This is a genomic window from Streptomyces sp. H27-C3 (genome assembly GCF_030063415.1).
Classification (GTDB): Bacteria; Actinomycetota; Actinomycetes; order Streptomycetales; family Streptomycetaceae; genus Streptomyces.
This window is the reverse complement of record NZ_JASITA010000051.1, coordinates 1-26,539: the sequence shown is the minus strand read 5'-3', so window position 1 is coordinate 26,539 and position 26,539 is coordinate 1. Positions and strand designations below refer to the sequence as shown.

The following is a 26,539-nucleotide window of genomic DNA, read 5'->3' as shown; positions in this document are numbered from 1 at the left end:
GCCGAGGGTCCGGTCGCAGGCCCCACGGACTCTGCCCGCCCGGTGGCCCCGGGCCGGGAGCTGGCGAAGGAAAACGCCTGACCGACCGCGGTGACGCCGTGACGCCGTGACGTGTGACCTCATGATTCCGGCCTCCGGTGTACGCACCGGGGGCCGTTGTCAGTGGTGCATGGAGGCGCCTGGAGGTGCCTGGTGCTGCGTGCCGGCACCGGGACGAGCCGCCGGGCGGCGGAGATGCCGTGTACCGGGCCGCCGACTCCAGGGGACGACGGGCTACTTGGCCGGCAGCCGCACGATCGGGTAGCTGCCGGTGGTGGTCGGCGCGTGCTCGGGAAGCCACAGCACCGCGATGGCCCCGCCGTTCTGATGCGCGTTGCGGAAGGTCAGCCGTGCGCCCAGGACGCGGGCCTGACCGGCCGCGATCGTCAGGCCGAGGCCGTGGCCGCGGCCCGCCCGGTCGCTGCTGCCCGTACGGAACCGGCTCGGCCCGTCCTTGAGCAGTGCCTCGGGGAAACCGGGTCCGTGGTCGCGCACCCGCACCACCCGGCCCTCGACGGTGACCTCGTACGGCCCCTTGCCGTGCTTGGCGGCGTTGCCGAGGAGATTGCCGAGGATGCGCTCCAGGCGGCGGGGGTCGGTGCTCACCCAGGACTCGTGGACGACCCGCACCACCGCGTCCGGGTGGAGGCGCACGACCCGGCGGCCGACGAACTCGCCGAGGGCGATCTCCTGCAGCTCGGCCCGCTCCGAGGCGCTGTCGAGCCGCGCCACCTCCAGCACGTCCTCGACCAGCGTCCGCATGGCCTGCGCCCGGTCCCGTACGAGCTCGGTGGGGCGGCCGGGCGGCAGCAGTTCGGCGGCGGTGAGCAGGCCGGTCACCGGGGTGCGCAGCTCGTGCGCGATGTCCGCGGTGACCCGGCGCTCCGCTTCCAGGCGCTCCTGGAGCGCGTCGGTCATGGCATCGACGGCGCGCGCGAGCTCATCGGTCTCGTCCCGTACGACACCGCCGATGGCGTCCCGTACGCGTACGTCCGCATTGCCCTGGGCGACCTTGCCGGCCGCGGTGGCCGCCTTGCGCAGCCGCCGGGACAACTGGCCGCCGATCAGCACACCCAGGGCGCAGCCGCCGAAGACGACCGAGACCGAGCCGATGACCAAGGCGCGGTCCAGGTCCTCCATGATCGCGGTGGAGCGGTCGGTGAACGGGGTGTGCAGGGACAGCACGTCACCGTTGCCGAGGGGGGCGGCGGCCCATACGTCGGGCACGCCGTTCGGGCTCTCCGCGACATGGGTGGCGCGGCGGCCCCGCTCGGTGCTCGCCTTGAGTTCCGGGGGCAGCGCGGGATCGTTGAGCTTCGTGCCGAACCTGGGCTCCCGCGCGGACTCGTACCACCGCTGGGCGAACTGCAGCCGCTCGATCTGGACCTCGCGGGCGTTGTCGAGCATCGAGACGCGGGCGGCGTTGTGCACGACCAGGCTCAGTGCGATCGCGATGAGCGCGCCGACTCCGGCGATCGCGATGCTGATCTTCCAGCGGACGCCGGTGCGCAGGGCGAAGCGCCTCATGCGGAGTCCCGTTCCGTACGAGAGGTCGCAGCGCCAGGGGCAGACAGGGGGCGGTGGCTCATGCCTTCAACTTGTACCCGAAGCCGCGGACCGTCTCGATGCGGTCCTGACCGATCTTGGTGCGCAGCCGCTGGACATGGACGTCCACCACCCGGGTGTCGCCGCCCCACCCGTAGTCCCAGACCCGCTCAAGGAGTTTGTCGCGGGAGAGGACCGTGCCGGGCGCTGAGGAGAATTCGAGCAGCAGCCGCATCTCCGTCGGCGTCAGGCCGACCGGCTCGCCGTCCTTGCGGACCTCCATGCCCTCCGTGTCGATCTCCAGGTCGCCGAAGACCAGCAGCCCGCGGTCGGGACCCAGGCCCTCCTCGGGGCCACCGGCCGGGCCGCCCGCGTGCCCGAAGCGGCGCAGCACCGCGCGGATGCGGGCGACCAGCACCGCGCCGTCGAAGGGCTTCGTCACATAGTCGTCGGCGCCGGCCTCCAGGCCGAGCACGACGTCGATCGAGTCGGCCCGCGCCGACAGCATGATCACCGGCACCGTCGACTCGTCGCGGATGCGCCGGCACAGGCTCACGCCGTCGATGCCGGGCACCATCACATCGAGCAGCGCGATGTCGGGCTGGTTGCTGCGGAAGGCTTCGAGGCCGGACAGGCCGTCGGGCATCGCGGTGACCACGAAGCCGTCGCGCTCCAGCGCGAGCTGAGTGGCCTCGCGGATGACATCGTCGTCCTCCACAAACAGGACATGGGTCTCGGCCATCCGCTGCTCTCTCAGTTCTCCGTCGGGACGCTCGGCTGCGCGGCGGATTCGTCGCCGTCCCCGCCCACCGCGCGGCTGAAGTCGTTGTGCACCTGATCGTGCACGGTGAACTTGTTCCCCGACCAGCGGTACGTGATCACCTCTTCGCCCGACGGATATGCCATCGGGTCGTTCTTCCCGTAGACCGGCTTGGTCAGGACCAGATCACCGCGGTCGATCTCCGCGTAGACGGCGGGGGCCTCGGCCGCGAAGACATTCGCGTACGAATTGCCCTGCTCGCGATACACATACGTACCGATGCCCACGGCATCCCCGCACGTCATCACATTCACCACAACGTCGTTGTCGGTGCTGCCGGTGAGCTTCCCGTACGACGTGTCGACCGGGTACTCGTCCTTGACGCACGGCTTCAGGTCGCGCTTGACCGTTTCGCTGACCTTCGGGTCCTCCTGGAGCAGCGCCACGGCGTTCACCCGCTTGGCCGCCGGAGGCGTCGTCGCGCCGTCGGACGGCGTCGCGCGGGCGACCGGGTCGGTGCGGGCCGGGCCCGCGTCGCGCGTGCCCGTACCGCCCGCATCACATGACACGGCGAACAGGCCGACGGCGGCGAGGCCGGCCAGAGCCGTGCCACTCGCCGCCCATGTGCACCTGCCGCGCTTCGCTAGGCCGCGCACCGCTCCCGCCCCCGTCCGTCACCGTGCCCCGCGCGCTCGAAGACGCGCGCGTCCAGCTCACGGCTCTCCAGCTCCTGCCGCAGCCGGGCGAGTGCCCGGTGCAGTGTGCTCTTGACCGTACCCGCCGACATTCCGAGCGCGGCGGCCGTCTCCTCCGTGCTCATCTGCTCCCAGTGTCGCAGCACGACCACGCTGCGTTGCTTGGGTGCCAGCACGCCGAGTATGTCCATCAGGAGTGCGCGGTTCGCGCGCTGCTCGGTGCCGTCCTCGACGCTCGCGTCGGGCAGCTGCTCGGTCGGAACCTCTTCGAGCTTGCGCGCACGCCACCACTCGGTACGCGTGTTGATCATGACGCGGCGCAGGTAGGCGTCGGCCAGGGACTTGTCCGCGATGCCGTCCCAGCGGCCGTACGTGCGCACCAGCGCGGTCTGGAGGAGGTCCTGGGCGTCGACCGGGTCGGGGACGAGCCGCCTGGCGCTCCGCAGCAGGGCCTCCTGCCGGGTGCGTACGTACTCTTCGAACTCGAGCACCTCGCCGTGCGCCATTCAGAACCGCCTCCGTCCCACTGACAAACCCCGTAACTGCTTACGTCCCAGGACGCTACGGAGGCGTTGTCACGGGGTTGTGCGGGTCAGCCCTCGACAGACGCACGGCTGGCCGTCGGTTGTGTAACGGCGATGAGATCAGCCGAGGGGGAGCCGGTAGACACCGCTTTCCATGGGCTCCACCAGCCCGTCCGCGACCAGCCCGTCGAGGGCCCGCGCCCGCTGGACCGGCTCGTCCCACACCGCGTCGAGCGAGGCCTGCGGAACGGGCTCGATGGCCTCGCGCAGTACGGCCAGGAGTTTGCCGCGCACCTGACGGTCCGTACCGGCGTAGGTCTGCCCGCGCCGCGGCGCCCCCTCGTGCGCGGGTTTGCCGGCCAACCGCCACGCGCACTGCTCCGACACGGGACAGCGCGAACAGTCGGGGCTCTTCGCGGTGCACACCAGCGCGCCGAGCTCCATCGAGGCGGCGGCCCAGCGCGCTGCTCGCTCGTCCTCCTCGGGGAGCAGCGACCGGGCGAGCCTGCGCTCGGCGGCCGTCGTGGCGTTCGGCGGGTACTGGATGCCGGAGACCGCGCGGGCGAACACCCGGCGGACGTTCGTGTCCAGGACGGCGTGCCGCTGCCCGTACGCGAAGGAGGCGACGGCCGCGGCCGTGTACTCGCCGATGCCGGGCAGGGCGAGCAGCCGCGCGTGCTCGCTCGGCACCTTGCCGTTGTGCCGCTCGGTGATCGCGACGGCCGCCCCGTGCAGCCGCAGCGCACGCCGCGGATATCCGAGCCTGCCCCAGGCCCGTACCGCCTCACCGGGCGGCTCGGCGGCCAGGTCGGCGGGCAGCGGCCAACGGGCGAGCCACTGCTCATACACCGGAAGTACCCGGCTGACCGGCGTCTGCTGGAGCATGAACTCGCTGACCATCACCCCCCAGGGCCCCGCTTCGGGGCGTCGCCAGGGAAGGTCACGGGCGTGCACGTCGAACCACGCGATGACGGGGGAGTGGAGGGCTGTGGTGGTGGCGGTGTCACTGGTCGCAGTCATGGCACTGGCGATCCTGGCATGTTTCGGCCCGCACGTGGACGAGGGGGTGTCCGGCGGATCTCCGTGGCGGAGACCCGCCGGACGCCCCCTGGGCGAGACCTGGGCAACACCTGACGATCGTCAGGGGCGCGGACCCCACGACTGCATCCCCGCATCTCCGCGTCTCCGCGAGGTGCTGGAGCCAGGTCGGCGACCGCCGAACGTACGGAAGGTCGCCCGGCCGTCACATGGAGCGATCGTCGGGCGCCGCACCTGAGGACAGTTAACGGTGCGTCAGCCGTGGGCTGGAATGATGATCGGGAAAAGTTGCGGAGACGGGCGGCGGGTGGGGCGGGAGTTGGCGCCGATCTCTCGTAAGGTTTGTGCCGTGGGATCACTGCGCAATCCAGTCGGGCCGCTTCCCTCCTCCATTTATTGGCGCCGGAGGGCAGTAGGCCTGTCCTTGCTCGCCCTGCTCGCGGTGCTGGTCCTATGGGCCGTCATCTCCGTTGGGGACAAGGGCAGTAAGGACGAGGGCCGCGGTGGTGCGAGCCCCGAGCCGTCCGCCATCACCCCGGGCCCCTCCTCGTCGGGCCCGGCCATCAGTGAGGGCCCCGGCGGGCGCGACGAGCCGGGCGGCACCGGTGGCAGCGACGGCGGTGGCGGCACCGATGGCGGTGGCGGTGATGGCGGTGGCGGCGACCGGGGGGACACTGACCCGGGCGGCGGCGGAGGCAGCGACGGCAACGGCGACACCGGCGACGGTGGTGGCGGTGGTGGCGGCGCCGGTCAGCGGGTGCCCGCGAGTTCCAGCCTTCCGAGCTGCACCCCGGGCGTCATCGAACTGTCCGTACGCAGCATCAGGAACGAGTACGAGCCGGGCGAGAAGCCCAAGTTCGAACTGATCGCGAAGAACACCTCGGCCAGCACCTGCAAGATGGACTTCGGGCCGAAGGCAGCCGTGCTGACCATCACCGATGACGACAACAACGAGGTGTGGTCCTCCGAGGACTGCCCGCGCGCGCCCGAAGCGCTGCTGCTCCGCGTCCCCGGGAAGACGACCGTCAAGCACACCGTCGAATGGGACCTGAAGAAGAGCGGCCCCAAGTGCGCGACGCCGCCCGCGACGCCCGCAGGCGACGGTACCTACTTGGTGGAGATGGCGGGCGTGAAGGCGCCGGCCACGTTCTCGGTGAAGAAGGACTGACGACGAAGAAGGACTGACAACGCGTGAGTGCCGCACCCCCGAGGGGGTGCGGCACTCACGCGTTGTCGGCGTCCCTCAGGTATCCCTCAGGCGTCCCTCAGACGTACCGCTCCAGGATGGACGACTCCGCGAGGCGGGACAGGCCCTCGCGCACCGAGCGCGCCCGTGCCTCGCCCACGCCGTCGACCGTCTGCAGATCGTCGACGCTCGCGGCGAGCAGCTTCTGCAGTCCGCCGAAGTGCTCGACGAGCCGCTCGATGATCGCGCCGGGCAGCCGCGGAACCTTGGCGAGCAGCCGGTAGCCGCGCGGCGACACCGCGGAGTCCAGCGTCTCGGGAGAGCCGCTGTGCCCCAGTGCCCGTGCCACGGTGGGCAGTTCGAGCAGCTCGGCGTGGCTGAGCGCGTCCAGCTCGGTCAGCGCTTCGGCGACCGTGCGGGAGCGTTTCGCCGTCGGCTCCGGGACGTAGTCGCGGACGACCAGGTCCCGCTCCGGCTCGACGCCCGCGATCAACTCGTCGAGCTGGAGGGAGAGAAGGCGACCGTCGGTGCCCAGCTCCACCACGTACTCGGCGATCTCGGTGGCGATGCGGCGCACCATTTCCAGGCGCTGCGCCACGGCCGTCACGTCGCGGACCGTCACCAGGTCCTCGATCTCCAGCGCGGACAGGGTGCCCGCGACTTCGTCGAGGCGGAGCTTGTACCGCTCCAGGGTGGCCAGCGCCTGGTTGGCGCGGGACAGAATCGCTGCCGACTCCTCCAGGACCCGGCGCTCCCCGTCGACGTACAGCGCGATCAGGCGCATTGACTGGGAGACCGAGACCACCGGGAAGTTGCACTGCTTGGAGACGCGGTCCGCCGTGCGGTGGCGGGTGCCGGTCTCCTCGGTCGGGATGGACGCGTCCGGGACCAGCTGGACGCCGGCCCGCAGAATCTTGGTGATGTCCTTGTCAAGGATCAGCGCACCGTCGAGCTTGCACAGCTCGCGGAGCCTGGTCGCGGTGAACTCCACGTCCAGCACGAAGCCGCCGGTGCACATGGACTCGACGGTCTTGTCCATACCAAGGACGATCAGACCGCCGGTATTGCCGCGGAGAATGCGCTCCAGCCCGTCGCGCAGGCCCTTGCCGGGCGCGACTGCGCTCAGCGTGGCGCGCATCAGCGCTTCGATGCCCGCATTACCGGAGCCTCCGCCGGACTTTCCGGGTGCTGTTGCCCGGTCGTTGGCTGCCACTGCACTCCTCCGGTCACGGGGTTGCGATGCCCCTTGGGGCACTGGACTTCGCCTCGCGTACTCGTACGGACGGGCGAGACCAGGGCAAAGTCTACCGGCGCTCATCCTCACTTCGTGGGGCCTGTGCGCCAGCCCGGCGCGGAAGCACTCCCAGAGCCTCTCCCATGTCGGCCACTTCGGTGACCTTCATGCCCGCGGGAACCTTCCCCGGGTCGCTCGGGACCAGGGCGTGCGTGAACCCCAGACGGTGTGCCTCGGCGAGTCTGCGCTGGACCCCGGTGACCCTTCTGACCTCCCCGGCGAGGCCCACTTCGCCGATCGCGACCAGATTCTTGGGCAGCGGGGTGTCGCTCGCCGCGCTGGCCAGTGCGAGGGCGATGGCGAGGTCGGCGGCGGGCTCGGTGAGCTTCACGCCGCCCACCGTCGCGCTGTAGATGTCGCGCTTGCCGAGGGCGGTGATCCGGCCGCGCTGCTCAAGGACGGCGAGCATCATCGACACCCGTGACGTCTCCAGGCCCGATGTGGTGCGCCGGGGGGACGGGATCTGCGAGTCGACGGTCAGCGCCTGGACCTCGGCGACGAGCGGGCGCCGCCCTTCGAGGGTGACGGTCAGGCAGGTGCCGGGGACGGCCTCGGCGCGGCGGGTCAGGAACAGCCCGGACGGGTCGGCGAGGCCGGTGATGCCCTCGTCGTGAAGCTCGAAGCAACCGACCTCGTCGGTGGCGCCGTACCGGTTCTTGATGCCTCGTACGAGACGCAGCCTGGCGTGCCGGTCGCCCTCGAAGGACAGCACGACGTCCACGAGGTGCTCCAGCAGGCGCGGTCCGGCGATCGCGCCGTCCTTGGTGACATGGCCGACCAGTATCGTCGACATACCGCGCTCCTTGGACGCCCTGATGAGCGCGCCCGCGACCTCGCGGACCTGGGACATGCCGCCGGGCGCACCGTCGATCTCGGGCGATGCCACGGTCTGCACCGAGTCGAGGACGAGCAGGGACGGCTTGACCGCGTCGAGGTGGCCGAGGACGGCGGACAGGTCGGTCTCGGCGGCCAGATAGAGGTGGTCGCTGAGCGCGTGGATCCGGTCGGCGCGCATCCGCACCTGGCTCGCGGACTCCTCGGCCGTCACATACAGCGTGCGGTGGTCGTCGCTCGCCGCCTTGGCGGCCACATCGAGGAGGAGGGTCGACTTGCCCACGCCGGGCTCACCCGCCAGCAGCACCACGGCGCCCGGCACCAGACCGCCGCCGAGGACCCGGTCCAGCTCGTCGACGCCGGTGGAGCGGGCGGTCGCGCTGCGGCCGTCGACCTGGCGGATAGGGAGCGCCGCCGTGCTCACCCGCCCGGCCGCGGTGGTCCGTACCGCGGGCGTGCCGGTCTCCTCGATCGTGCCCCAGGCCTGGCATTCGGGGCAGCGGCCGAGCCACTTGACGGCCGTCCAACCGCACTCGGTGCAGCGGTAGGACGGTCGGTCCTTCGTGGATTTCGTACGGGCAGCCATGTCGGGAACCGTAGCCGTGACCACTGACACCGCGGACCACGGCCGTCACCAAGGGGTGCCCTGCGCGTCACCCGCCCCCGGGCCGGCGCGCGGCCGGGCCCTCCGGGGGACTCCGGAAGACCTCGGGACCCGTCTGCGTCAGGGCCACGGAATCCGCGATTCCTGTCCTCTTTTGAGGGATACATTCACCCGTAAGGATTAAAAGCACTCAAGGTGCGCAAGGGGCCTGCTCCGCCCTGTCTACGGTCTGCGAGTGACGACCACCAGGCGGGAGCAGCCCAAGCAGCCCATGGATACCACCGGCGCACACCGGGCGCGCAACAGGGTGCCCCGGCCCACGCTCGTGCAGGCTCCGCCCACGCGTTACGAGCCCTATCTGGACGGCCTGTTCACCTACTGCCTGTCCGTGCTCTGCGACCACGGCGAAGCCACCGAGGTCCTCGGTGAGGTACTGGCCATCTCCGAGCGCAGGCACGGCCGTTGTCCGTCCGGCGATCCCGAGCGCAAGGCCTGGCTGTACGCCCTCGCGCGGTGGGCCTGTCTGCGCAAGCTCGCCGAGCAGCGGCGGCGGCGCCAGGGGGCGCACACCGGGAGTCGCGCGCCCGTTCCCGCCCCGGTGAGCCCCGTCCCCGAGGAGACCGCCGCCCGCCACCGCGCCGAACTCGCCCTGCTGGCCTGGCCCGAGGCGGCCGGCACGACCCCCGAGCAGCGTGACGCTCTGGAGCTCGCCGTACGCCACGGGCTCGGCCCGCGCGAGGTCGCCGCCGTGCTGGGGATGGACTACCCATCGGCCCGTGAGCTGCTGGCCGCCGCGGCCTGCGAGGTGGAGCGGACCCGGGCCGCCCTCGCCGTCGTGGAGGGCGGGACCTGCCCGATCGTGGCCCGGCTGACCGGCGACAACCAGGTGCTGCTCGGCACCGCCCTGCGCCGCGAGCTCGTCCGGCACGTCGACGACTGCCCCCGCTGCCGGCGCTCCGCCGAGCGGGCCGGGGCGGGCGGTCCGTGGCCGGGTACGGGCATCGCGCCCGCCGCGCTGCCCGTCGTCGCGGCGCCCAGGTCGGCGGCGTACGCGGCGATGCTGGCCGTCCCGAAGGTGCGCGTCGCCGCGCCCCGGTTCGACCGCGACGGCTTCCCGCTGGACCCCAAGGACCGCGCCGCGCGCCGCGACCGGCTGCGCACCAGGGCGGTCACGACGACGCTGGTGGCGACCGTGGTGGCCGCGCCGGTGTTCGCCCTCTGGGCGGCGTACCGGGGCGCTCCGCTCACCGGTGAGAGCCAGGGCGGCGCCTCCGTCGCCGCGAGCGAGGCGGACGGCCCCGGCGATGGCGACGGCGATCAGAACGACCGCGCGGCCGGCGACGAGAGCTACGACGCATACGAGAACGCGGGCAACGCCCGGCCCACCCCCGACTCCGACTTCACGCCGGGCACCCGCTCACCGGACGTCTCGGTGCAGGTCATCAGCGGCGGTACGGCCGTCCCCGGCCGCCCCGGTGAGGCCGCCGGGCGGCTGACGGTGGAGGCGCGGTCGGCGGGCAGCACGACGGTGGTCACGCTGACCGCGTCGGGCTCGTCGCCGGTTTCCTGGTCGGCGTGGACGGACGCGTCCTGGCTCTATCTGAGCCAGTCGTCGGGCACCCTGGCCCCTGGAGAATCGATCACTCTGTACGTCTCCGTGGACCATGAGCGGGAGCCGGCGGGCGCCTGGCGCGCCCGAATCGGCATCGGTCCTTCGGGCGCGATGATCGCGGTCGAGGGCCACGGCCGGGGCGCGACGAACCCCCCGCCGGTCCCGACGACCCCACCGCCCCGCCCGGACCCGACCCCCACACCCCCCACGGACCCGACGACACCGCCCCCGGACCCGGATCCGACGCCCACGGACCCGACGACACCGCCGCCCGACCCGGACCCGACACCGACCCCGCCGGAACCGACGACGCCGCCCCCGGCCTCGGACCCGCCACCGTCGGAGCCGGCCCCTTCGGACTCACCGCCGCCGTCGGACTGAGCGGGTTGGGCTCGTGGAGCAGGTCAGGGAGTGCCCGGGTCGGCCGGGTGCGGGGCCATCGGCAGCAGCGCGGCGAGGCGCTCCAGGCAGAGCTCCACCAGCCGGTCGTACGCCGCCTTGCCCATCAGCTCGGTGAGCTCCGGCTTGTACGTCACGTACACCGGATCGCCCGCCCCGTGCGCCGATGTCGCCGATGTGCACCACCAGTGCAGATCGTGGCCGCCGGGGCCCCAGCCCCTGCGGTCGTACTCGCCGATGGTGACTTGCAGCACGCGCGTGTCGTCCGGCCGCTCGATCCAGTCGTACGTCCGCCGCACCGGCAGCTGCCAGCACACGTCCGGCTTGGTCTCCAGCGGCTCCTTGCCCTCCCGCAGCGCCAGAATGTGCAGCGAACAGCCCGCGCCGCCCTCGAAGCCCGGCCGGTTCTGGAAGATGCAGGAACCGTCCCAGCGCCGCGTCTGGCGCTCGCCGTCGTCGTCGGTCTGGGTCCAGCCCGTCTTCGTACCGACGTTGTGGAACTGCCACACGTCCGGTGTCAGCCGCGCCACATGACCGGCCACGCGCTTCTCGTCGTCCTCGTCCGAGAAGTGAGCGCCCAGCGTGCAGCAGCCGTCGTCGGCCCGGCCCGCCACGATGCCCTGGCAGCCGCTGCCGAAGATGCAGCTCCACCGGGACGTCAGCCAGGTCAGGTCGCAGCGGAAGATCTGTTCGTCGTCGCCGGGATCGGGAAACTCGACCCAGGCCCGCGCGAAGTCCAGGCCCTTTTCGTCGGGAACCTGTTGGGGCTGCTTGGGCTGCTTAGAGGCTTTGTCCTGCTTCGCCTTTTTCGTCTTTGGCACGGGACAAGCCTATGCGCGCCGTCGCAGTAGCGTTCCGCCTATGAGACTCGGAGTCCTCGACGTGGGGTCGAACACGGTTCATCTGCTGGTGGTCGACGCGCACGCCGGCGCGCGCCCGCTTCCCGCGCATTCACACAAGGCCGAACTGCGGCTCGCGGAGCTCCTCGACGAGGACGGGGCGATCGGCGCCGAGGGCGTCGACCGGCTGGTGACGACCGTCGCCGAGGCCCTTCAGGCGGCCGAGGACAAGGGCTGCGAGGACGTCCTGTCCTTCGCGACCTCCGCCGTGCGCGAGGCGACCAACGCCGACGAGGTGCTGGCCCGGGTCAGGCGCGAGACCGGCGTGGACCTTCAGGTGCTGAGCGGCGCGGAGGAGGCGCGGCTGACGTTCCTGGCCGCCCGCCGCTGGTTCGGCTGGTCGGCGGGCAAGCTCCTTGTCCTGGACATCGGCGGCGGCTCCCTGGAGATCGCGTACGGGATCGACGAGGACCCCGACGCCGTGGTGTCGCTGCCCCTCGGGGCGGGCCGGCTGACCGCGGGCTGGCTGCCCGGTGATCCGCCGGAAGCCGCGGACGTCAAGGCGCTGCGCCGCCATGTACGGGCCCAGATCGCCCGTAACGTCGGCGAGTTCAGCCGCTTCGGCAAACCGGACCATGTCGTCGCGACATCCAAGACATTTCGGCAACTGGCGCGCATCGCGGGCGCGGCCCGCTCCACCGAGGGCCTCTACGTGCAACGTGAGCTGAGTCGCAGATCACTGGAGGAGTGGGTGCCGAAACTGGCCGCGATGCCGGTCGCGCAGCGGGCGACACTGCCCGGCGTATCGGACGGCCGGGCCGCCCAACTGCTGGCCGGAGCCCTGGTCGCGGAGGGTGCGATGGACCTCTTCGGGGTCGAGACGCTGGAAATCTGCCCCTGGGCCCTGCGCGAGGGCGTCATCCTGCGGAGACTGGACCACCTGCCAACCATCCGGTGATGGCCCGTACGCTGTCCCTCGTGGCAGAACCAGTGGTGCGCATCCCGGATGCGAAGGTCGCACTGTCCACGGCGTCCGTTTATCCGGAGTCGACGGCGACGGCCTTCGAGATCGCCGCGCGCCTCGGCTACGACGGCGTCGAGGTCATGGTGTGGACGGACCCCGTCAGCCAGGACATCGAAGCCCTGCGCAGACTCTCCGACTATCACGGCGTGCCGATCCTGGCCGTCCACGCGCCCTGCCTGCTGATCACCCAGCGGGTGTGGTCCACCGACCCGTGGACCAAGCTCCAGCGCGCGCGGGCCGCCGCCGAGAAGCTCGGTGCGTCCACCGTCGTCGTACACCCGCCGTTTCGCTGGCAGCGGCAGTACGCACGCGATTTCGTCACCGGGATCTGGCGGATGGCGGAGGAGACCGACATCAGGTTCGGCGTCGAGAACATGTACCCGTGGCGGTACAAGGACCGCGAGATGCTCGCGTACGCCCCCGACTGGGACGTCACCAAGGACGACTACCGCCACTTCACGATCGACCTGTCGCACACCGCGACGTCCCGCAGCGACGCCATGGCCATGATCGACCGGATGGGCGACCGGCTCGGCCACGTCCACCTGGCCGACGGCAAGGGCTCCGGCAAGGACGAGCACCTGGTGCCAGGACGCGGCGATCAGCCCTGCGCGGAACTGCTCGAGCGCCTCGCGCGCGGCGGCTTCGACGGCCATGTCGTCATCGAGGTCAACACGCGGCGCGCGATGTCCTCCGCCGAACGCGAGGCCGACCTCGCGGAGGCACTCGCCTTCACCCGCCTGCACCTCGCGTCGTCGCTCGGAGCCTCGCGGCCATGACGGACGCGGCGCCGCGACGACGCGGCCGCCCGCCCCGGTCCGAGAGCGCCGAGGGCCCCGGCGCCCGCGAGCGCATCCTGCAGGCGGCCCGCACGGAATTCTCCGAGCGCGGCTACGACAAAACGTCCATGCGGGGCATCGCCAAGGCGGCGGGCGTCGACGCGGCGCTCGTGCACCATTACTTCGGTACGAAGGACGACATCTTCGCCGCAGCCATCGAGATGTCCTTCGAGCCCGCGCTGGTGCTGCCGGCGGTCATCGGCCAGAGCACGGACGGCCTGGGGGAGCGGCTGGCCCGGTACTTCATCGGCGTCTGGGAGAACCCGGTGACGCGGGCCCCGCTGCTCGCGGTCGTACGGTCCGCGCTGACGAACGAGGCGGCGGCGAAGGTGCTGCGTACGTTCGTACTGCGCCGCCTCCTGGAGCGGATCGCGGCGGATCTCGACGTACCGAACCCGACCTTCCGCGCGGAGCTGGCCGCCTCGCACATGATCGGGATCGCGATCCTGCGGTACGTCGTGAAGGTGGAGCCGATGGCGAGCGTCGACACGGAGGAGATCGTCGCCCTGGTGGCGCCGACGCTCCAGCGATACCTGACCGAGGACTGAGTGCGGACGATCCACCGGCACCTGACCGAAGTCTGAGCACTCCGTCCCGCATTTCGGACAAGCTGTCCAGGTCCTGGATACGGGCGTACGCTCGACAGCAGTCTTGTACGCGATCCATGAGCCCCATATCTGCTGAAGGAGCGAGCGACGATGCCCGAGCTGAGGTCCCGCACAGTCACCCACGGCCGCAACATGGCGGGTGCGCGCGCCCTTATGCGGGCATCGGGCGTAGCGAGCGCGGACATCGGCAAGCCGATCATCGCGGTCGCCAACTCCTTCACCGAGTTCGTGCCCGGCCACACCCACCTCGCCCCGGTCGGCCGGATCGTGTCCGAGGCGATCCTGGCGGCGGGCGCGGTGCCCCGCGAGTTCAACACGATCGCCGTCGACGACGGCATCGCGATGGGCCACGCCGGGATGCTCTACTCGCTGCCTTCGCGCGACCTGATCGCCGACTCCGTCGAGTACATGGTCGAGGCGCACTGCGCGGACGCGCTGATCTGCATCTCCAACTGCGACAAGATCACGCCGGGCATGCTGATGGCCGCGATGCGCCTCAACATCCCGACCGTCTTCGTCTCCGGCGGCCCGATGGAGGCCGGCAAGGCCACTCTCGTCGACGGCACGGTCCGCAAGCTCGACCTGATCAACGCGATCTCGGACGCGGTCGACGAGTCGGTCTCCGACGAGGACATGCTCCGTATCGAGGAGAACGCCTGCCCGACCTGCGGCTCCTGTTCGGGCATGTTCACCGCCAACTCGATGAACTGCCTGACCGAGGTCCTCGGCCTGTCCCTGCCGGGCAACGGCTCGGTGCTGGCCACGCACACCGCCCGTAAGAGGCTGTATGAGCAGGCCGGCCGCACGGTCGTCGACATCACCAAGCGCTACTACGAGCAGAACGACGAGACGGTCCTGCCGCGCACCATCGGCACCCGCGCCGCCTTCGACAACGCCATGGCCATGGACATCGCCATGGGCGGCTCGACCAACACGATCCTGCACCTGCTCGCCGCGGCGCAGGAGGCCGAGCTGGACTACGACCTCGACGACATCAACGAGGTCTCCCGCCGCGTCCCGTGCCTGGCCAAGGTCGCTCCGAACGTGGCGCCCGGCGGCACGTACTACATGGAGGACGTGCATCGGGCCGGCGGCATCCCCGCGATCATCGGTGAGCTCTACCGCGGCGGGCTGCTGAACGAGGACGTGCACTCGGTGCACTCCGCCTCGCTCGCCGACTGGGTCAAGACCTGGGACGTGCGCGGCGGCTCACCGTCCGCCGAGGCCGTCGAGATGTGGCACGCGGCCCCCGGCTGTGTCCGCTCCGCGACCGCCTTCTCCCAGTCCGAGCGCTGGGCGACCCTGGACCTGGACGCGGCCGGCGGCTGCATCCGCGACATCGAGCACGCCTACTCCAAGGACGGCGGCCTGGCCGTCCTCAAGGGCAACCTGGCCGAGGACGGCTGCGTCGTGAAGACCGCCGGCGTCGACGAGTCCATCTGGACCTTCGAGGGCCCGGCCGTCGTTTGCGAGTCGCAGGACGAGGCCGTCGACAAGATCCTCCGCAAGGAGATCGAGCCGGGCGATGTTGTCGTCATCCGTTACGAGGGCCCCAAGGGCGGCCCCGGCATGCAGGAGATGCTCTACCCGACGTCCTTCCTCAAAGGCCTGGGCCTCGGCAAGGTCTGCGCGCTGGTGACGGACGGCCGCTTCTCCGGCGGTACGTCGGGCCTGTCGATCGGCCACGCGTCGCCGGAGGCCGCGTCGGGCGGCACGATCGCGCTCGTCGAGAACGGCGACCGCATCCGCGTAGACATCCCCAACCGGACGATCGAGCTGGTCGTCGCGGACGAGGAGCTGGCAACGCGCCGCGAGGCGCTCGGTGGCGTGTACGAGCCGAAGAACCGGGACCGCAAGGTCTCGGCCGCACTGCGGGCGTACGCCGCGATGGCGACCAGCGCGGACAAGGGCGCGGTCCGCGACGTCTCGATGCTGGGCGGCTGAGCCCCGGGGGGCGGGGGACGGTCTCGCCCCCCGCCCTCATCGGCCCGCCCTCATCGGCCCGCCCTCGCTGGGCCGCTCTTACCAGCCTGCCGGGTCCTTCGCGTCCAGGGCGAAGACCGCCCCGTCGGGAGCGGTCGCGAAGACCCTGTCCCCGACGGCGACCGGCGCCGGAAGGGTCGGCGTGAACGTCTGCCGCCCCCCGTCCATCCGCGGCTTGCTCTGCCCAAGCAGCGCGCCGTCCGCCGCGTCCACCGCCAGGAGCCGCCCGTCAGCCGCGGCCAGGTACACCCGGTCCCGGGTCGCGACCGGCTGCGAAGCCCGGCTGACCGACGTTTCGAGCCGCCACCGCTGGGCGTCCTGCGCGCCGCCGGTGCGCCGCGTGTCGACGGCGAGCAGCGAGCCCCCGGCCCCGAACACATACATCGTGTCCCCGTGCACCGAGGCCTGCGCCTGGTCGAGCGGGGTGACGAGCGGGACGCGCCGGGCGGTGCGGCCGCCGGGTGCGGTGCCGAGACGTACGACCGCGTTGGTCAGGGAGTCGGTGTCGTACGCCAGCAGGAACAGGGCGCCGCCCGACACGGCCACCGGGCTGAGCATCCCGTCCAGCCGCTCCTCCCACAGCACGGCGCCGCTGTCCGGATCGACCGCGCCGACCGTGCTGGACGTACCGTCGGCCGAGGGCGTGACGGAAAGCGCGGGACCGCCGCCGGGCGACGCCACCCACTGCGTGCCGAGCCCCCCGCGCCGCTCGGTCCAGCGCGATTTGCCCGTGGTGTTGCTGACGGCTTGGACTGTGCCGTCCGCGGTCATCAGGAGCACGGATCGCTCGGTGTGCACGACGGTGGGGTACGCGGAGATGCCGATGCTCCAGCGTTTCGCGCCGGACTTCGGATCGAGGGCCTCCAACCACTCCCCGCCCGGTGCGACGACCTGAAGCAGCCCGCCGGAAAGCACGGGAGTGCGGTCCTGCCCGGCGCGTTGGGACGAGCCGGCGGCCTTCTTCGACCAGACGGTGGCGCCGTAAGCGGGGCTGAGCCGGGAGGCCTTGATGCCGGGGGCGTTGCAGTAGAGGGCGTGGCCGGCGTACGAGCAGGCGGGCGTGTTGTTCTCACCACCGGACCGCACCGAGACGTCCCACGCCCGAGGCGCCTGCTCCTTCTCCCCCTTTTTTTCCTCCCCCTGCACGGTGGGCAGGCGCTGATCGGGGGGATCGCCCGCCGCCATGGCATGTACGCCGTAGGCCCCGCCGGTGAGCAGCAACGCCAGAGCCACGCCGAGCACGGCCCGCCGACGGGAAACTCGGCGCGGGGGCACGCCGGGTGGGGGCGTGACGGCCGGGGGAGCGGCGGTGGGTGGCGGCTCCCCCGCCACGAAGCCCTGGGTGTCGTCGGCCGTCCGGTACCCGGCGGACCGCAGCGCGGCCATCAGCTCGTCCGGGGTGGGCCGGTCGGCGGGATCCTTCGCCAGGCAGCGCGTGATCAGCGGAATCAGTACGTCCGGCACGCCTGCCAAGTCCGGCTCGTTGTGCACCACTTGATACGCGACGATGTACGGGCTGTCCGAGTCGAAGGGGCCGCGCCCGGTCGCGGCGTGCACCAGCACGGCGCCCATCGCGAACACGTCGGCAGCCGGACCCACTTCACGCGGGCGCTGGAACTGCTCGGGTGCCATGAACGGCGGCGTACCGATCAGCTTGCCCGTCTCCGTACGCAGATCGCTGTCCGTCGGCCGCGATATACCGAAGTCGATGACCTTGGGCCCGTCGGCGGCCAACAACACATTGCTCGGCTTGAGATCGCGGTGCACCACGCCGACACGATGAATGTCACGCAGCGACTCGGCCAGCCCGGCGCCGAGTCTGAACAACTCCTCGGGGGGCAGCGGCCCATTCCGCTTGACGCGTTCGGCGAGGGTGGGACCTTCGATGAACAGCGTGGCCATCCAGGGCCGTTCGGCGTCGGCCGCCGCGTCGACGACGGGCGCGGTGAAGGCCCCGCTCACCCGCCGAGCAGCTGTGACCTCCTGCCGGAAACGGGCCCTGAACTCGGGATCCTGCGCGTACCCGGCGTGCACCACCTTCACGGCCAGGCGCAACCCGGAGGCGGACGTGGCCAGATGGACCACACCCATGCCACCGGAGCCGATTACGGACTCCAGCCGGTACTGCCCGGCGTACTCCGGCTGTTCCGGCAGCTCCGCTTCCGGTCCCGTCCCGATGCTGCGCAGCGGCGGCATCGCCCACCCCCGTGTAGTTCGTCGGCTGTTCGTCCGCGAGCGCGACGCACGGAGCCTAGTCGATGATGCGTGCGATGTCGGTGGGGCTTGCTAGCCTGCGTGGCACACACGGAGAGTGAACATCAACGGGGGAGAGTCCGATGGCTGTTGGAGAAACAAGAGACACGATGGACACCGCAGGAATCAACGCGGACAAGGCGGCCGGAGCCGAGACCAGCACGGAGGAGACCACCTCCGCGGCAACGGCGCTGCGGTACCCGGTAGCTCCCGGTCACCGGGTGAACGTACGCAGTGGCCCCGGCACGAGCTACGGAGTGGTCAAGGTCCTGCCGTACGGCGCCCGGGTGCCGATCAACTGCCAGTGCCCGGGTACCAGAGTGTCCGGCCCGTACGGCACGACGAACCTCTGGTCGAACATAGGGAACGGCCAGTTCGTCTCGGACTCGTACATCAAGACGGGCAGCGACGGCTACGTCGCCCCGCACTGTTCCTGACGACCACAACCCCAACTGCTGGGTGGAGCGGCCTGGCTGAGCGGTTGCGGGGGGTGGGGGGGGGAGAAGGGGGGGGGGGGCGTCGGGGGACTCGCCGCCGCTCCGCCCACCCTGGCCACTCGCAGCCGGTCCGGGGTCGCGGACGGGCAGGTGGGCCGACCGTTGAGAACGCACCCCGCGCGGCCTGGCCCGGCGCACCTCAGCCGTTCGGGGTTCGAGGACGGGAACCGGCAAGTGATCCGGGTTACCTCCGTCGCACCCGGCCACGTCTCGCCCGCCCATTCCAGCCGTCCGGCGTTTGAGGACCGGGACCGGCAGGTGGGTCGGGCACTCCCACCCCACCCCACCCCACCCCACCCGGTCCGATCCCGCCCACTTCAGCCTGTCCGGCGTTTGCGGACCGGGTCTGGGGCGGAGCCCCACCACGGGGCGGCAGCCGCAAAATGACACAGCGGGAAGGGGCGGGTAGGGGAACAGCGCCGCACCCGCACCCGCACCCGCACATCCCCACCCCCACCACGGGGGATAATCGCCCTCGTGAGCGAGAACACGGACGACACCACGACCGGCGAGACCCCCGCCGGCCCCCGCCCCGAGCCCATCCGATTCTTCGGCACGGCCTGGGTCGGCCACGACAACGGCTACGCCCTGCGCCGCGCCGGAGTCGCGCTCGGCTCGCTGGCGCTGACCGTCGCCGCCTGCTTCGTGCTGCGCTTCGCCTACCAGGGGCTGGAGATCGCCGAGATCGGCGGCTGGGTCAGTCTCCTGGTCGTCGTGATGTTCGCGATCTGCAGCGCGATCGCATTCCGCCGCACCTGGGAGGGATACTCGCGCCGCCCCGACCCCAGCACCGAGGCATCGCTGCGCAGCCTCAAGGGCATCGGCTTCATCGGCAGCCTGCTCGCGTACTTCTTCCGCTCGCTGGCCGAGGCCCCGGGCGAGAAGCTGCGCCGCGGTGAGTACGAGACGGCTCTCACCCAGTACGAGCGCCGCCGAGGCACCCGCACCGGCAACCCGGCCGCCCGCAAGAAGAAGCCCAAGCGAAAGTAACCCCGCCGGGGTTCCCGCCAGGCAAGCAGCGGGAGGTGCCCGCCCGCGGCGCCGCGTTCACGCCCGCACCCAGCGGCACTCCACCCGGACCCCCGCACCCAGCACCCCTGGGGCTCTCCCCTCCACTCCCCGCTCACGCAACCCGCGCCGAAGCCACCCCACCCACCACTGCATCCACTGCATCCACTGCATCCACTGCACCCAACGTCAGCGCGCCCCGCCGCAACCCGTCCCACAGGCTGCCGAAGAATCCTTCGGCCAAGGGGGCCTGCCGCACGACCAGATCGGTGACGACCAGCAGCGCGGCGGGCACGGCGACGACCCGCCACGGGTGGGTCGCCGCCCAGCGCCGTATCCGGCGGTCCGCGGGCGCGCCCTGCCGACCGCCGAGCGCCGCACCGGCGACGCCGACCAGGAAGAACAGCATCAGCGCGACGGACAGCGAACCGGTCGATACGCCGGTGCCGAACCCGCGGCCGATCGCACCGGCCGTGAACGTGACGCCGCCACCCGGCGCACCGACCCCGGCGGCGCTCCGCCACGGCCCGAGAGTCGCTTACGCGACAACGAGACTGCGCCGCTCGGCTTTCGAGATTTCACCGTTTTGCGTCAACCTCGACGCTCGACGCTCGACGCTCGACGCTCGACGCTCGACGCTCGACGCTCGACGCTCCACGCGCCGCCGCCCGGAACACCATGGGGGACGCCCTTGCCCCACCGCTGGTTCTTGACGCGACCGCGCTCCAGGAGCATTATTCAACGCATGATGAATTATGTCTCCGGATCCGCCGCCCCGGCAGCGGGGGCTGCCATCGAGGCCCGCGATCTCACCGTCGTACGTGGCCCCCGCACCGTCCTGCACGGACTCGACTTCGCCGTGACCCGCGGCCGTATCACCGGCCTCCTCGGCCCGTCCGGCTGCGGAAAGTCCACCCTGATGCGCGCCGTCGTGGGCACCCAGGCCAAAGTCACCGGCACCCTCGAAGTCCTCGGCCTCCCGGCGGGCGACGCCGCGCTCCGCCCCCGCATCGGCTACGTCACCCAAGCGCCTTCCGTCTACGCCGACCTGACGGTCCGCCAGAATCTCGACTACTTCGCGGCCGTCCTGCAACCCGGCCGCACCCACCGGGACGGCCGCCACGAGGCCGTCACCCGCGCCATCTCCGACGTGGACCTCACCTCGCATGCCGACTCCCTGGCAGGCAACCTCTCCGGTGGTCAGCTCAGCCGGGTCTCACTGGCGGTCGCACTGCTGGGCACGCCCGAGCTGCTCGTGCTCGACGAACCGACCGTCGGCCTCGACCCGGTCCTGCGCCGCGACCTGTGGAGCCTCTTCCACTCCATCGCGGCCGACCGCGGCGCCACGATCCTGGTCTCCTCGCACGTCATGGACGAGGCCGAGCGCTGCCACCGCCTCCTCCTCATGCGCGAGGGCGTGATCCTGGCCGACGACACACCCGAAACGCTGCGCTCCCGCACCCACACCGAGACGGTCGAAGAGGCCTTCCTCCACCTGGTCGACCAGGTGGACGCCCTCCAGGAGCAAGCTCGATGAACGCATCCCGCACCCTCGCCACCGCCGCCCGCGTCCTGGCCCAACTCCGCCACGACCCACGGACCATCGCGCTGCTGATCCTCATCCCGGTCGTGATGATCACCTTGTTGCGCTTCGTCTTCGACGCGAGCCCGGGGACCTTCGACTCCATCGGAGCTTCGCTGCTCGGCATCTTCCCGCTGATCACGATGTTCCTGGTGACGTCCATCGCGACCCTGCGCGAACGCACCTCGGGCACCCTGGAGCGGCTGCTCGCCATGCCGCTCGGCAAGGGCGACCTGATCGCGGGTTACGCGCTGGCCTTCGGCGCACTCGCGGTCGTCCAGTCCGCGCTGGCCACCGGCCTGTCGCTGTGGCTGCTCGACCTGGACGTGGCGGGCTCCCCGTGGCTCCTGCTGCTGATCGCGCTGCTGGACGCACTGCTCGGCACGGCGCTCGGCCTGTTCGTGTCGGCCTTCGCAGCCTCGGAATTCCAGGCGGTGCAGTTCATGCCGGCGGTGGTCTTCCCCCAACTCCTCCTGTGTGGCCTGTTCACCCCCCGCGACCAGATGCAACCGGTCTTGGAAGCGATCTCCAACGTCCTGCCCATGTCGTACGCGGTGGACGGTATGAACGAGGTGCTGCGCCACTCGGAGGTAACGGCTGCATTCGCCCGAGACGCATCCATCGTGGCGGCCTGCGCGCTCTTGGTCCTGACCCTGGGAGCAGCAACGCTCCGCCGCCGCACGGCGTAGAACAATCCCCGACCCACGCACACACCCCGCACCCCCGTTCCGCCCACCGGACACCCACCCCCACCCACCACCCCCGATGCGAAGATGTCCAGGACACGCACCCCGGGGCCCCGCACCAGGAACCCACTTCAGGGCTTCAGGGCTCCAGGGCCCCGCACGCAGCACACGCACCCCACCGGCGAGGTGACCGCATGACCCAGACAGTCGCATTCCTAGGCACCGGAAAAATCGGCGAAGCGCTGCTCAGCGGAATGATCCGAGCGGGCTGGCGCCCCGCCGACCTCCTGGTCACCACTCGCCGCCCCGAACGCGCCGAAGAGCTCCGCACCCGCTACGGCGTGGAGCCCGTCACCAACGCCGAGGCCGCCAAGCGCGCCGACACCCTCATCCTCACGGTGAAGCCGCAGGACATGGGCAAGCTCCTCGACGAGCTCGCCCCGCACGTCCCCGCGAACCGCCTCGTCATCAGTGGCGCCGCGGGCATCCCCACCGCGTTCTTCGAAGAGCGTCTCGCCCCGAATACCCCCGTCGTCCGGGTCATGACGAACACCCCCGCTCTCGTCGACGAGGCCATGTCGGTCATCTCGGCCGGCAGCCACGCGACCCCCGAGCACCTCCTCCACACCGAGGAGATCTTCGGCGGCGTAGGCAAGACCCTGCGCGTCCCCGAGTCCCAGCAGGACGCGGCCACCGCACTCTCCGGTTCGGGCCCGGCGTACTTCTACTTCCTCGTCGAGGCGATGACCGACGCCGGCATCCTCCTGGGCCTGCCCCGCGACAAGGCGCACGACCTCATCGTCCAGGCAGCTGTCGGCGCCTCGGTGATGCTCCGCGACAGCGGCGAGCACCCGGTGAAGCTCCGCGAGGCGGTCACGTCCCCCGCAGGTACGACGATCAACGCGATCCGCGAGCTGGAGAACCACGGTGTACGAGCGGCCCTCATCGCCGCGCTGGAAGCGGCCCGGGACCGCAGCCGCGAACTGGCCTCGGGGAACGGCTGACCCGGCTGCGTGCGTGCGGCCACCCGCATGCAGCCCACCAGCACCACCCAACTAATACCCATCCACCGAGCCCGCTGCCCGCACTGAGCCCGCTGCCCGCACAAGCTCTTCAGTACGTACCACCGTCGCGAACCCACCGCCGTGCAGTGACACCGCGGTGGCCCGCGCCAGCTCGTCCGCGCTCAACGTCCACCCCCACGGCCCCACCGCGTCGAAGGTGTACGTCGCATCCAGCGCGAAGAACACCTCGTACCCGAGATTCCCGCCCATCCGGGCCGTGGTCTCCGCGCACATGTTGGTCTGAATCCCGGCCACCACCAACTGCCCCCGCGGCCCACAAGCGGCACTCAATTCGCCACCCGCACCGCGCGCGGCATTCCCACCCACACCGCGCCCCGCGCCACCCCGCAGCCACGCATCCAGGTCCGGCGTCCCGTAGAACGCGGAGTTCACACTCTTCGTCACGAACAGCTCGCCCCCGCCCGCTGCCGCGCCCTTCCCCCGCCTCCTCTCCACGTACTCCTTGAAGCCGTTCCCCTCGTACCCCACCCGCAGCGGCGACCCGGGCTTCAGCGAGTCGTGCCGTACGAACACCACGGGCCGCTCCGTCGCCTGCCATACGTCGATCAGCGCGGCGATGTTGTCGTCGGCCGCCGGATTGTTCCGCACCCCCCAGTGCTCCTCCTCCTCGAATCCCTTCTGTACGTCGACAACCACCAGCGTGGCGTTCTCTGAGATCCCTGAGATCCCTGCGTTCTCTGCGTTCTCTGCGTTCTCCATAGGAACGATGCTGCCGCGCCGACCCCCCCACCGCCCATACAACAAAAAGCCATCGATCGATGCTTTACTGCCAAGGTGACTCTCAGGGCGACGCGCAAGCCGAAGCCCCAGGCGACTCCGCAACCGACGGGTCGGCCGAAGAGTCGTCCGACGATTCGTCCGACCTCCCGCATCGCGCTCCTAGCCTTCCCCGGCATCCGAGCCTTCGACGTCTCCGTCATCACTGAGGTCTGGGGCGTGGACCGCACCGATCGCGGCGTCCCGGACTTCGCTCTGCGCCGCGTCGCCGAGGACCGGACCCCCGTCCCCATGCGCGGCGGCCTCACCCTCGCCCCGGACCGCGCGCTCGCCTGGCTCGCCAACGCCGACCTGATCGTTGTCCCCGGCCTCGACGACCACCTCGCCCCGGCCCCGCCACGGGTCCTCGACGCGCTCCGCCGCGCCCACGCCCGAGGCACCCCGATCGCCGCCCTCTGCGGGGGTGCCTTCACCCTCGCCCAGGCCGGGCTGCTCGACGGCCGCCGGGCCATCACTCACTGGAACCTCACGCACCTCCTCCGCACCCACCACCCCCACGTCACCGTCGTCCCCGACTCCCTCTATATCGAGGACGACAACATCTGGACCTCGGCAGGCACCGCCGCCGGCATCGACCTCTGCCTGCACCTGGTCCGTGCGGCCCACGGCGCCGAGGCCGCCGCGGCCATCGCGCGCTCGATGGTCACGGCCCCGTTCCGCACCGGCACCCAGGCCCAGTTCATCGAGCAACCGACCCCCCGCGCGGACCGCGACGCCGACGCACTCGCCTCCGTACGCGCGTACGCGCTGGGCCACCTCGACGAGCCGCTCACCATCCCCGACCTGGCGGCCCGCGCCGGAATGTCCCCCCGTTCCTTCGCACGCCACTTCACCGCCACCACCGGCACGACCCCGCAGCGCTGGCTCATCACCCAGCGACTGGCCTCCGCGCAGAAGCTCCTCGAACGCACCGACCACCCCATCCCCGAGGTGGCCCGCCGCGCCGGCTTCGGCAGCGAGGTGACCATGCGCCAGCACTTCGCCGCCCACCTCGCCACCAGCCCACGCGACTACCGCGCCGCCTTCCGTCAGCCCGCGGGCCGCAGCCCGATGGCCCGATAGGCGGCATCCACCCGCGGCCGGGCCATCCCCCGAGCCCGCTCGGCCCCCTCCTTCAGTACGCGGTCCACATATGCGGGGTCGGCCGTCAAGGCCGCATGCCGCTCGCGCACGGGACACAACAGCTCGACAACAGCGTCAGCGGTGTCCTTCTTCAAGGCCCCGTACGACGCGTACGCACCGGCCAGCTCCGCCGGGTCCCCGCCCTCACACGCCGCGAGTACGTCCAGCAGATTCGCGACACCGGGCTTGGCCTCCCGGTCGTACTCCACTTCACTCCCGCTGTCGGTGACCGCCCGCATGATCTTCTTTCGAGCCACTTCGGGCTCATCGAGCAGATAAACGATCCCGGCGGTGGCCGCGTGCGACTTCCCCATCTTCGAAGTGGGGTCCTGAAGGTCCATGACGCGCGCCGCCACCACCGGACGCGTGGCCCTGGGCACCACAAAGGTGTGCCCGTAGCGCTGGTTGAAACGGACCGCGAGATCCCGGGTCAGCTCGACATGCTGCGTCTGGTCGTCGCCCACAGGAACCTCGTCCGTCCCGTAGGCCAGGATGTCGGCCGCCATGAGCACCGGATACGTCAGCAAGGACAGCCGCACCCCGTCCCCGGCAGCCCGCGCCTGGGCGCTCTTCTCCTTGTACTGGATCATCCGCCGCAGTTCGCCGTCGGTGGCCGTGCACTCCAGTACGTACGCGAGCCGCACGTGCTCATCCACCTGACTCTGTACGAACACGGTGCACACGGCGGGATTCAGCCCGGCCGCCAGCAGCAGAGTCGCCGCCTGGCGACTGAGTCTGCGGACCCGCGCAGGATCGTGTTCCACGGTCAGCGCGTGCAGGTCCACGACGCAGAACAGCGCGTCGGCCCGGTGCTGATCGTCCTCGGCCCACCGCCGGACGGCCCCGAGACAGTTGCCCAGCGTCAGGTGCCCGGTGGGCTTGACCCCGCTGAAGATCCGCGTCATCTCTGTTACGACCTCGGGGGCAATAGTGCGCGGGCTCCCGACGTCCTGTGACTCCGCCTCCGGCGTTGTCGTCGGTCGACGACGCTCCGCGTCGCCTCCCTCCTCTGCCTTGGACGCGAAGCCGCAGGACGCCGCTCGCTGATCCACGCTCCATTGCCCCCGAGGTCGTTACCTCCTCGTCGGAGCCGCCACTACCGGCGGCCGACCTCCCGGAGGGAGAACGCGAAACGGCCGCCGAAGCGGCGGCCGTTGAGTGCGCACATGCTGCCGGCCGCCGTCAGGCGGCCCGCCACTGCTGGGTGCACGTACGCGAAGTCATGGCCCCCGCGTAGCCTGTAGGCCCTCGGTTGACAGGGCATTGACGCCTACGTAGTGTTCTCCGAGTTGTCCGACGTGAGCACCGGCCCCGGTCGGCCCCGGACAGCGATTCCGCAAAATTGACCAGAGCGAACGACAGCCGTCGTCCCGTTTTGGCGCACTTTTGCGAAATCTGGAATCCGCGTTCGAAGGAACGCTCCCGATTAGCTCGGGAGCCAGGATTCCGCTAAAGTCTCACTCGTCGGAACGGCCAAACAGCCGGAAAGGCAAAGCCCGCTGACTGGGAATCAGGCCCGAAAGGATCTGATAGAGTCGGAATCGCCGGAAAGGGAAACGCGAAAGCGGGAACCTGGAAGGCACCCCGCCGACGGGGAATCGGACACGAAAGCGTCTGGTAGAGTCGGAAACACGAAATACCGAAGGGAAGCGCCCGGAGGGCCCCGTGAAAAGGGACCAAAGGAAGCGTCCGTTCCTTGAGAACTC

The 26,539-nt window shown here is 71.0% G+C and carries 24 protein-coding genes; 12 read left to right on the top strand and 12 right to left on the bottom strand.

All coding sequences use genetic code 11. The annotated features are described in order from the left end of the window. Positions 1 to 273: 273 nt before the first annotated feature. From cseC to QMK30_RS33770, 5 genes are all read right to left on the bottom strand, one after another. On the bottom strand, positions 274 to 1,566 hold the full coding sequence (cseC, locus tag QMK30_RS33790; RefSeq protein WP_283522158.1) for a two-component system sensor histidine kinase CseC: 1,293 nt from the start codon (positions 1,564 to 1,566) through the stop codon (positions 274 to 276). A gap of 58 nt (positions 1,567 to 1,624) precedes the next feature. Then, positions 1,625 to 2,326, bottom strand: coding sequence for a two-component system response regulator CseB (gene cseB / locus QMK30_RS33785; protein ID WP_283522157.1), 702 nt, complete (start codon positions 2,324 to 2,326; stop codon positions 1,625 to 1,627). 11 nt (positions 2,327 to 2,337) lie between these two features. Next, positions 2,338 to 3,000: a hypothetical protein gene (locus QMK30_RS33780; protein WP_283522156.1), complete on the bottom strand. Its 663-nt coding sequence runs from the start codon at positions 2,998 to 3,000 to the stop codon at positions 2,338 to 2,340. Further along, complete coding sequence (locus QMK30_RS33775; RefSeq protein WP_283522155.1) at positions 2,988 to 3,545, bottom strand: SigE family RNA polymerase sigma factor; 558 nt, start codon at positions 3,543 to 3,545, stop codon at positions 2,988 to 2,990. Before QMK30_RS33775 ends, QMK30_RS33780 begins: the two co-directional genes overlap by 13 nt. A gap of 138 nt (positions 3,546 to 3,683) precedes the next feature. Next, a complete protein-coding gene (locus tag QMK30_RS33770; protein WP_283522154.1) occupies positions 3,684 to 4,583 on the bottom strand; it encodes an iron-sulfur binding domain-containing protein in 900 nt (299 codons plus the stop codon). A 442-nt stretch (positions 4,584 to 5,025) separates the two neighbouring features. Here QMK30_RS33770 and QMK30_RS33765 point away from each other — a divergent pair, with 442 nt between their 5' ends. Then, positions 5,026 to 5,769 (top strand): hypothetical protein, encoded by a 744-nt coding sequence (locus tag QMK30_RS33765; protein ID WP_349362140.1) that lies wholly within the window; start codon positions 5,026 to 5,028, stop codon positions 5,767 to 5,769. A 97-nt stretch (positions 5,770 to 5,866) separates the two neighbouring features. Here QMK30_RS33765 and disA read toward each other — a convergent pair whose 3' ends face one another. Beyond that, complete coding sequence (gene disA / locus QMK30_RS33760) at positions 5,867 to 7,000, bottom strand: DNA integrity scanning diadenylate cyclase DisA (protein WP_283522152.1); 1,134 nt, start codon at positions 6,998 to 7,000, stop codon at positions 5,867 to 5,869. Between the two features lie 91 nt (positions 7,001 to 7,091). After that, positions 7,092 to 8,501 (bottom strand): DNA repair protein RadA, encoded by a 1,410-nt coding sequence (radA, locus tag QMK30_RS33755; RefSeq protein ID WP_283522151.1) that lies wholly within the window; start codon positions 8,499 to 8,501, stop codon positions 7,092 to 7,094. A 253-nt stretch (positions 8,502 to 8,754) separates the two neighbouring features. Here radA and QMK30_RS33750 point away from each other — a divergent pair, with 253 nt between their 5' ends. After that, the gene (locus tag QMK30_RS33750) at positions 8,755 to 10,512 is read left to right on the top strand and encodes a BACON domain-containing protein (protein ID WP_502963275.1); all 1,758 of its coding nucleotides are present in this window, start codon (positions 8,755 to 8,757) and stop codon (positions 10,510 to 10,512) included. 23 nt (positions 10,513 to 10,535) lie between these two features. On the opposite strand, the gene QMK30_RS33745 is transcribed toward QMK30_RS33750, so the two are convergent. Further along, on the bottom strand, positions 10,536 to 11,351 hold the full coding sequence (locus QMK30_RS33745; protein WP_283522150.1) for a DUF3109 family protein: 816 nt from the start codon (positions 11,349 to 11,351) through the stop codon (positions 10,536 to 10,538). Positions 11,352 to 11,391: 40 nt separating this feature from the next. On the opposite strand from QMK30_RS33745, the gene QMK30_RS33740 reads away from it, so the two are divergent. The 4 genes from QMK30_RS33740 to ilvD all read left to right on the top strand — a co-directional run bounded on the left by QMK30_RS33740 (position 11,392) and on the right by ilvD (position 15,784). Then, positions 11,392 to 12,327: a Ppx/GppA family phosphatase gene (locus QMK30_RS33740; RefSeq protein WP_283522149.1), complete on the top strand. Its 936-nt coding sequence runs from the start codon at positions 11,392 to 11,394 to the stop codon at positions 12,325 to 12,327. Between the two features lie 20 nt (positions 12,328 to 12,347). Next, entirely contained in the window at positions 12,348 to 13,172 is an 825-nt protein-coding gene (locus QMK30_RS33735; RefSeq protein ID WP_283522148.1) for a sugar phosphate isomerase/epimerase family protein, read from the top strand. Continuing rightward, positions 13,169 to 13,780 carry a TetR/AcrR family transcriptional regulator gene (locus tag QMK30_RS33730; RefSeq protein ID WP_283522147.1) on the top strand — a complete coding sequence of 204 codons (612 nt, stop codon included), beginning with the start codon at positions 13,169 to 13,171 and terminating at the stop codon, positions 13,778 to 13,780. The genes QMK30_RS33735 and QMK30_RS33730 overlap by 4 nt, the downstream gene beginning before the upstream one ends. 150 nt (positions 13,781 to 13,930) lie before the next feature. Next, positions 13,931 to 15,784, top strand: a complete 1,854-nt coding sequence (ilvD, locus tag QMK30_RS33725) for a dihydroxy-acid dehydratase (RefSeq protein WP_283522146.1) — start codon at positions 13,931 to 13,933, stop codon at positions 15,782 to 15,784. Between the two features lie 78 nt (positions 15,785 to 15,862). Here the strand turns inward: ilvD and QMK30_RS33720 are convergent, their stop codons facing one another. After that, positions 15,863 to 18,019 (bottom strand): protein kinase domain-containing protein, encoded by a 2,157-nt coding sequence (locus QMK30_RS33720; protein WP_283522145.1) that lies wholly within the window; start codon positions 18,017 to 18,019, stop codon positions 15,863 to 15,865. A 167-nt stretch (positions 18,020 to 18,186) separates the two neighbouring features. On the opposite strand from QMK30_RS33720, the gene QMK30_RS33715 reads away from it, so the two are divergent. Both QMK30_RS33715 and QMK30_RS33710 read left to right on the top strand, forming a co-directional pair. Further along, positions 18,187 to 18,513, top strand: coding sequence for an SH3 domain-containing protein (locus QMK30_RS33715; RefSeq protein WP_283522144.1), 327 nt, complete (start codon positions 18,187 to 18,189; stop codon positions 18,511 to 18,513). Positions 18,514 to 19,050: 537 nt separating this feature from the next. Continuing rightward, positions 19,051 to 19,563, top strand: a complete 513-nt coding sequence (locus tag QMK30_RS33710) for a hypothetical protein (RefSeq protein WP_283522143.1) — start codon at positions 19,051 to 19,053, stop codon at positions 19,561 to 19,563. A gap of 133 nt (positions 19,564 to 19,696) precedes the next feature. Here QMK30_RS33710 and QMK30_RS33705 read toward each other — a convergent pair whose 3' ends face one another. Next, positions 19,697 to 19,990, bottom strand: coding sequence for a hypothetical protein (locus tag QMK30_RS33705; RefSeq protein WP_283522142.1), 294 nt, complete (start codon positions 19,988 to 19,990; stop codon positions 19,697 to 19,699). Between the two features lie 336 nt (positions 19,991 to 20,326). Between QMK30_RS33705 and QMK30_RS33700 the strand changes: the two genes are divergently transcribed. The 3 genes from QMK30_RS33700 to proC all read left to right on the top strand — a co-directional run bounded on the left by QMK30_RS33700 (position 20,327) and on the right by proC (position 22,853). Further along, positions 20,327 to 21,118, top strand: a complete 792-nt coding sequence (locus tag QMK30_RS33700; RefSeq protein ID WP_283522141.1) for an ABC transporter ATP-binding protein — start codon at positions 20,327 to 20,329, stop codon at positions 21,116 to 21,118. Continuing rightward, the gene (locus tag QMK30_RS33695) at positions 21,115 to 21,852 is read left to right on the top strand and encodes an ABC transporter permease (protein WP_283522140.1); all 738 of its coding nucleotides are present in this window, start codon (positions 21,115 to 21,117) and stop codon (positions 21,850 to 21,852) included. The genes QMK30_RS33700 and QMK30_RS33695 overlap by 4 nt, the downstream gene beginning before the upstream one ends. Before the next feature lie 191 nt (positions 21,853 to 22,043). Then, positions 22,044 to 22,853 (top strand): pyrroline-5-carboxylate reductase, encoded by an 810-nt coding sequence (gene proC, locus QMK30_RS33690; RefSeq protein WP_283522139.1) that lies wholly within the window; start codon positions 22,044 to 22,046, stop codon positions 22,851 to 22,853. A 51-nt stretch (positions 22,854 to 22,904) separates the two neighbouring features. Here the strand turns inward: proC and QMK30_RS33685 are convergent, their stop codons facing one another. After that, a complete protein-coding gene (locus tag QMK30_RS33685) occupies positions 22,905 to 23,633 on the bottom strand; it encodes an isochorismatase family protein (protein WP_283522138.1) in 729 nt (242 codons plus the stop codon). A gap of 153 nt (positions 23,634 to 23,786) precedes the next feature. On the opposite strand from QMK30_RS33685, the gene QMK30_RS33680 reads away from it, so the two are divergent. Then, a complete protein-coding gene (locus QMK30_RS33680) occupies positions 23,787 to 24,773 on the top strand; it encodes a GlxA family transcriptional regulator (protein WP_283522177.1) in 987 nt (328 codons plus the stop codon). On the opposite strand, the gene trpS is transcribed toward QMK30_RS33680, so the two are convergent. Beyond that, positions 24,740 to 25,738, bottom strand: a complete 999-nt coding sequence (trpS, locus tag QMK30_RS33675; protein ID WP_283522137.1) for a tryptophan--tRNA ligase — start codon at positions 25,736 to 25,738, stop codon at positions 24,740 to 24,742. The genes QMK30_RS33680 and trpS overlap by 34 nt on opposite strands. Positions 25,739 to 26,539: the final 801 nt, after the last annotated feature.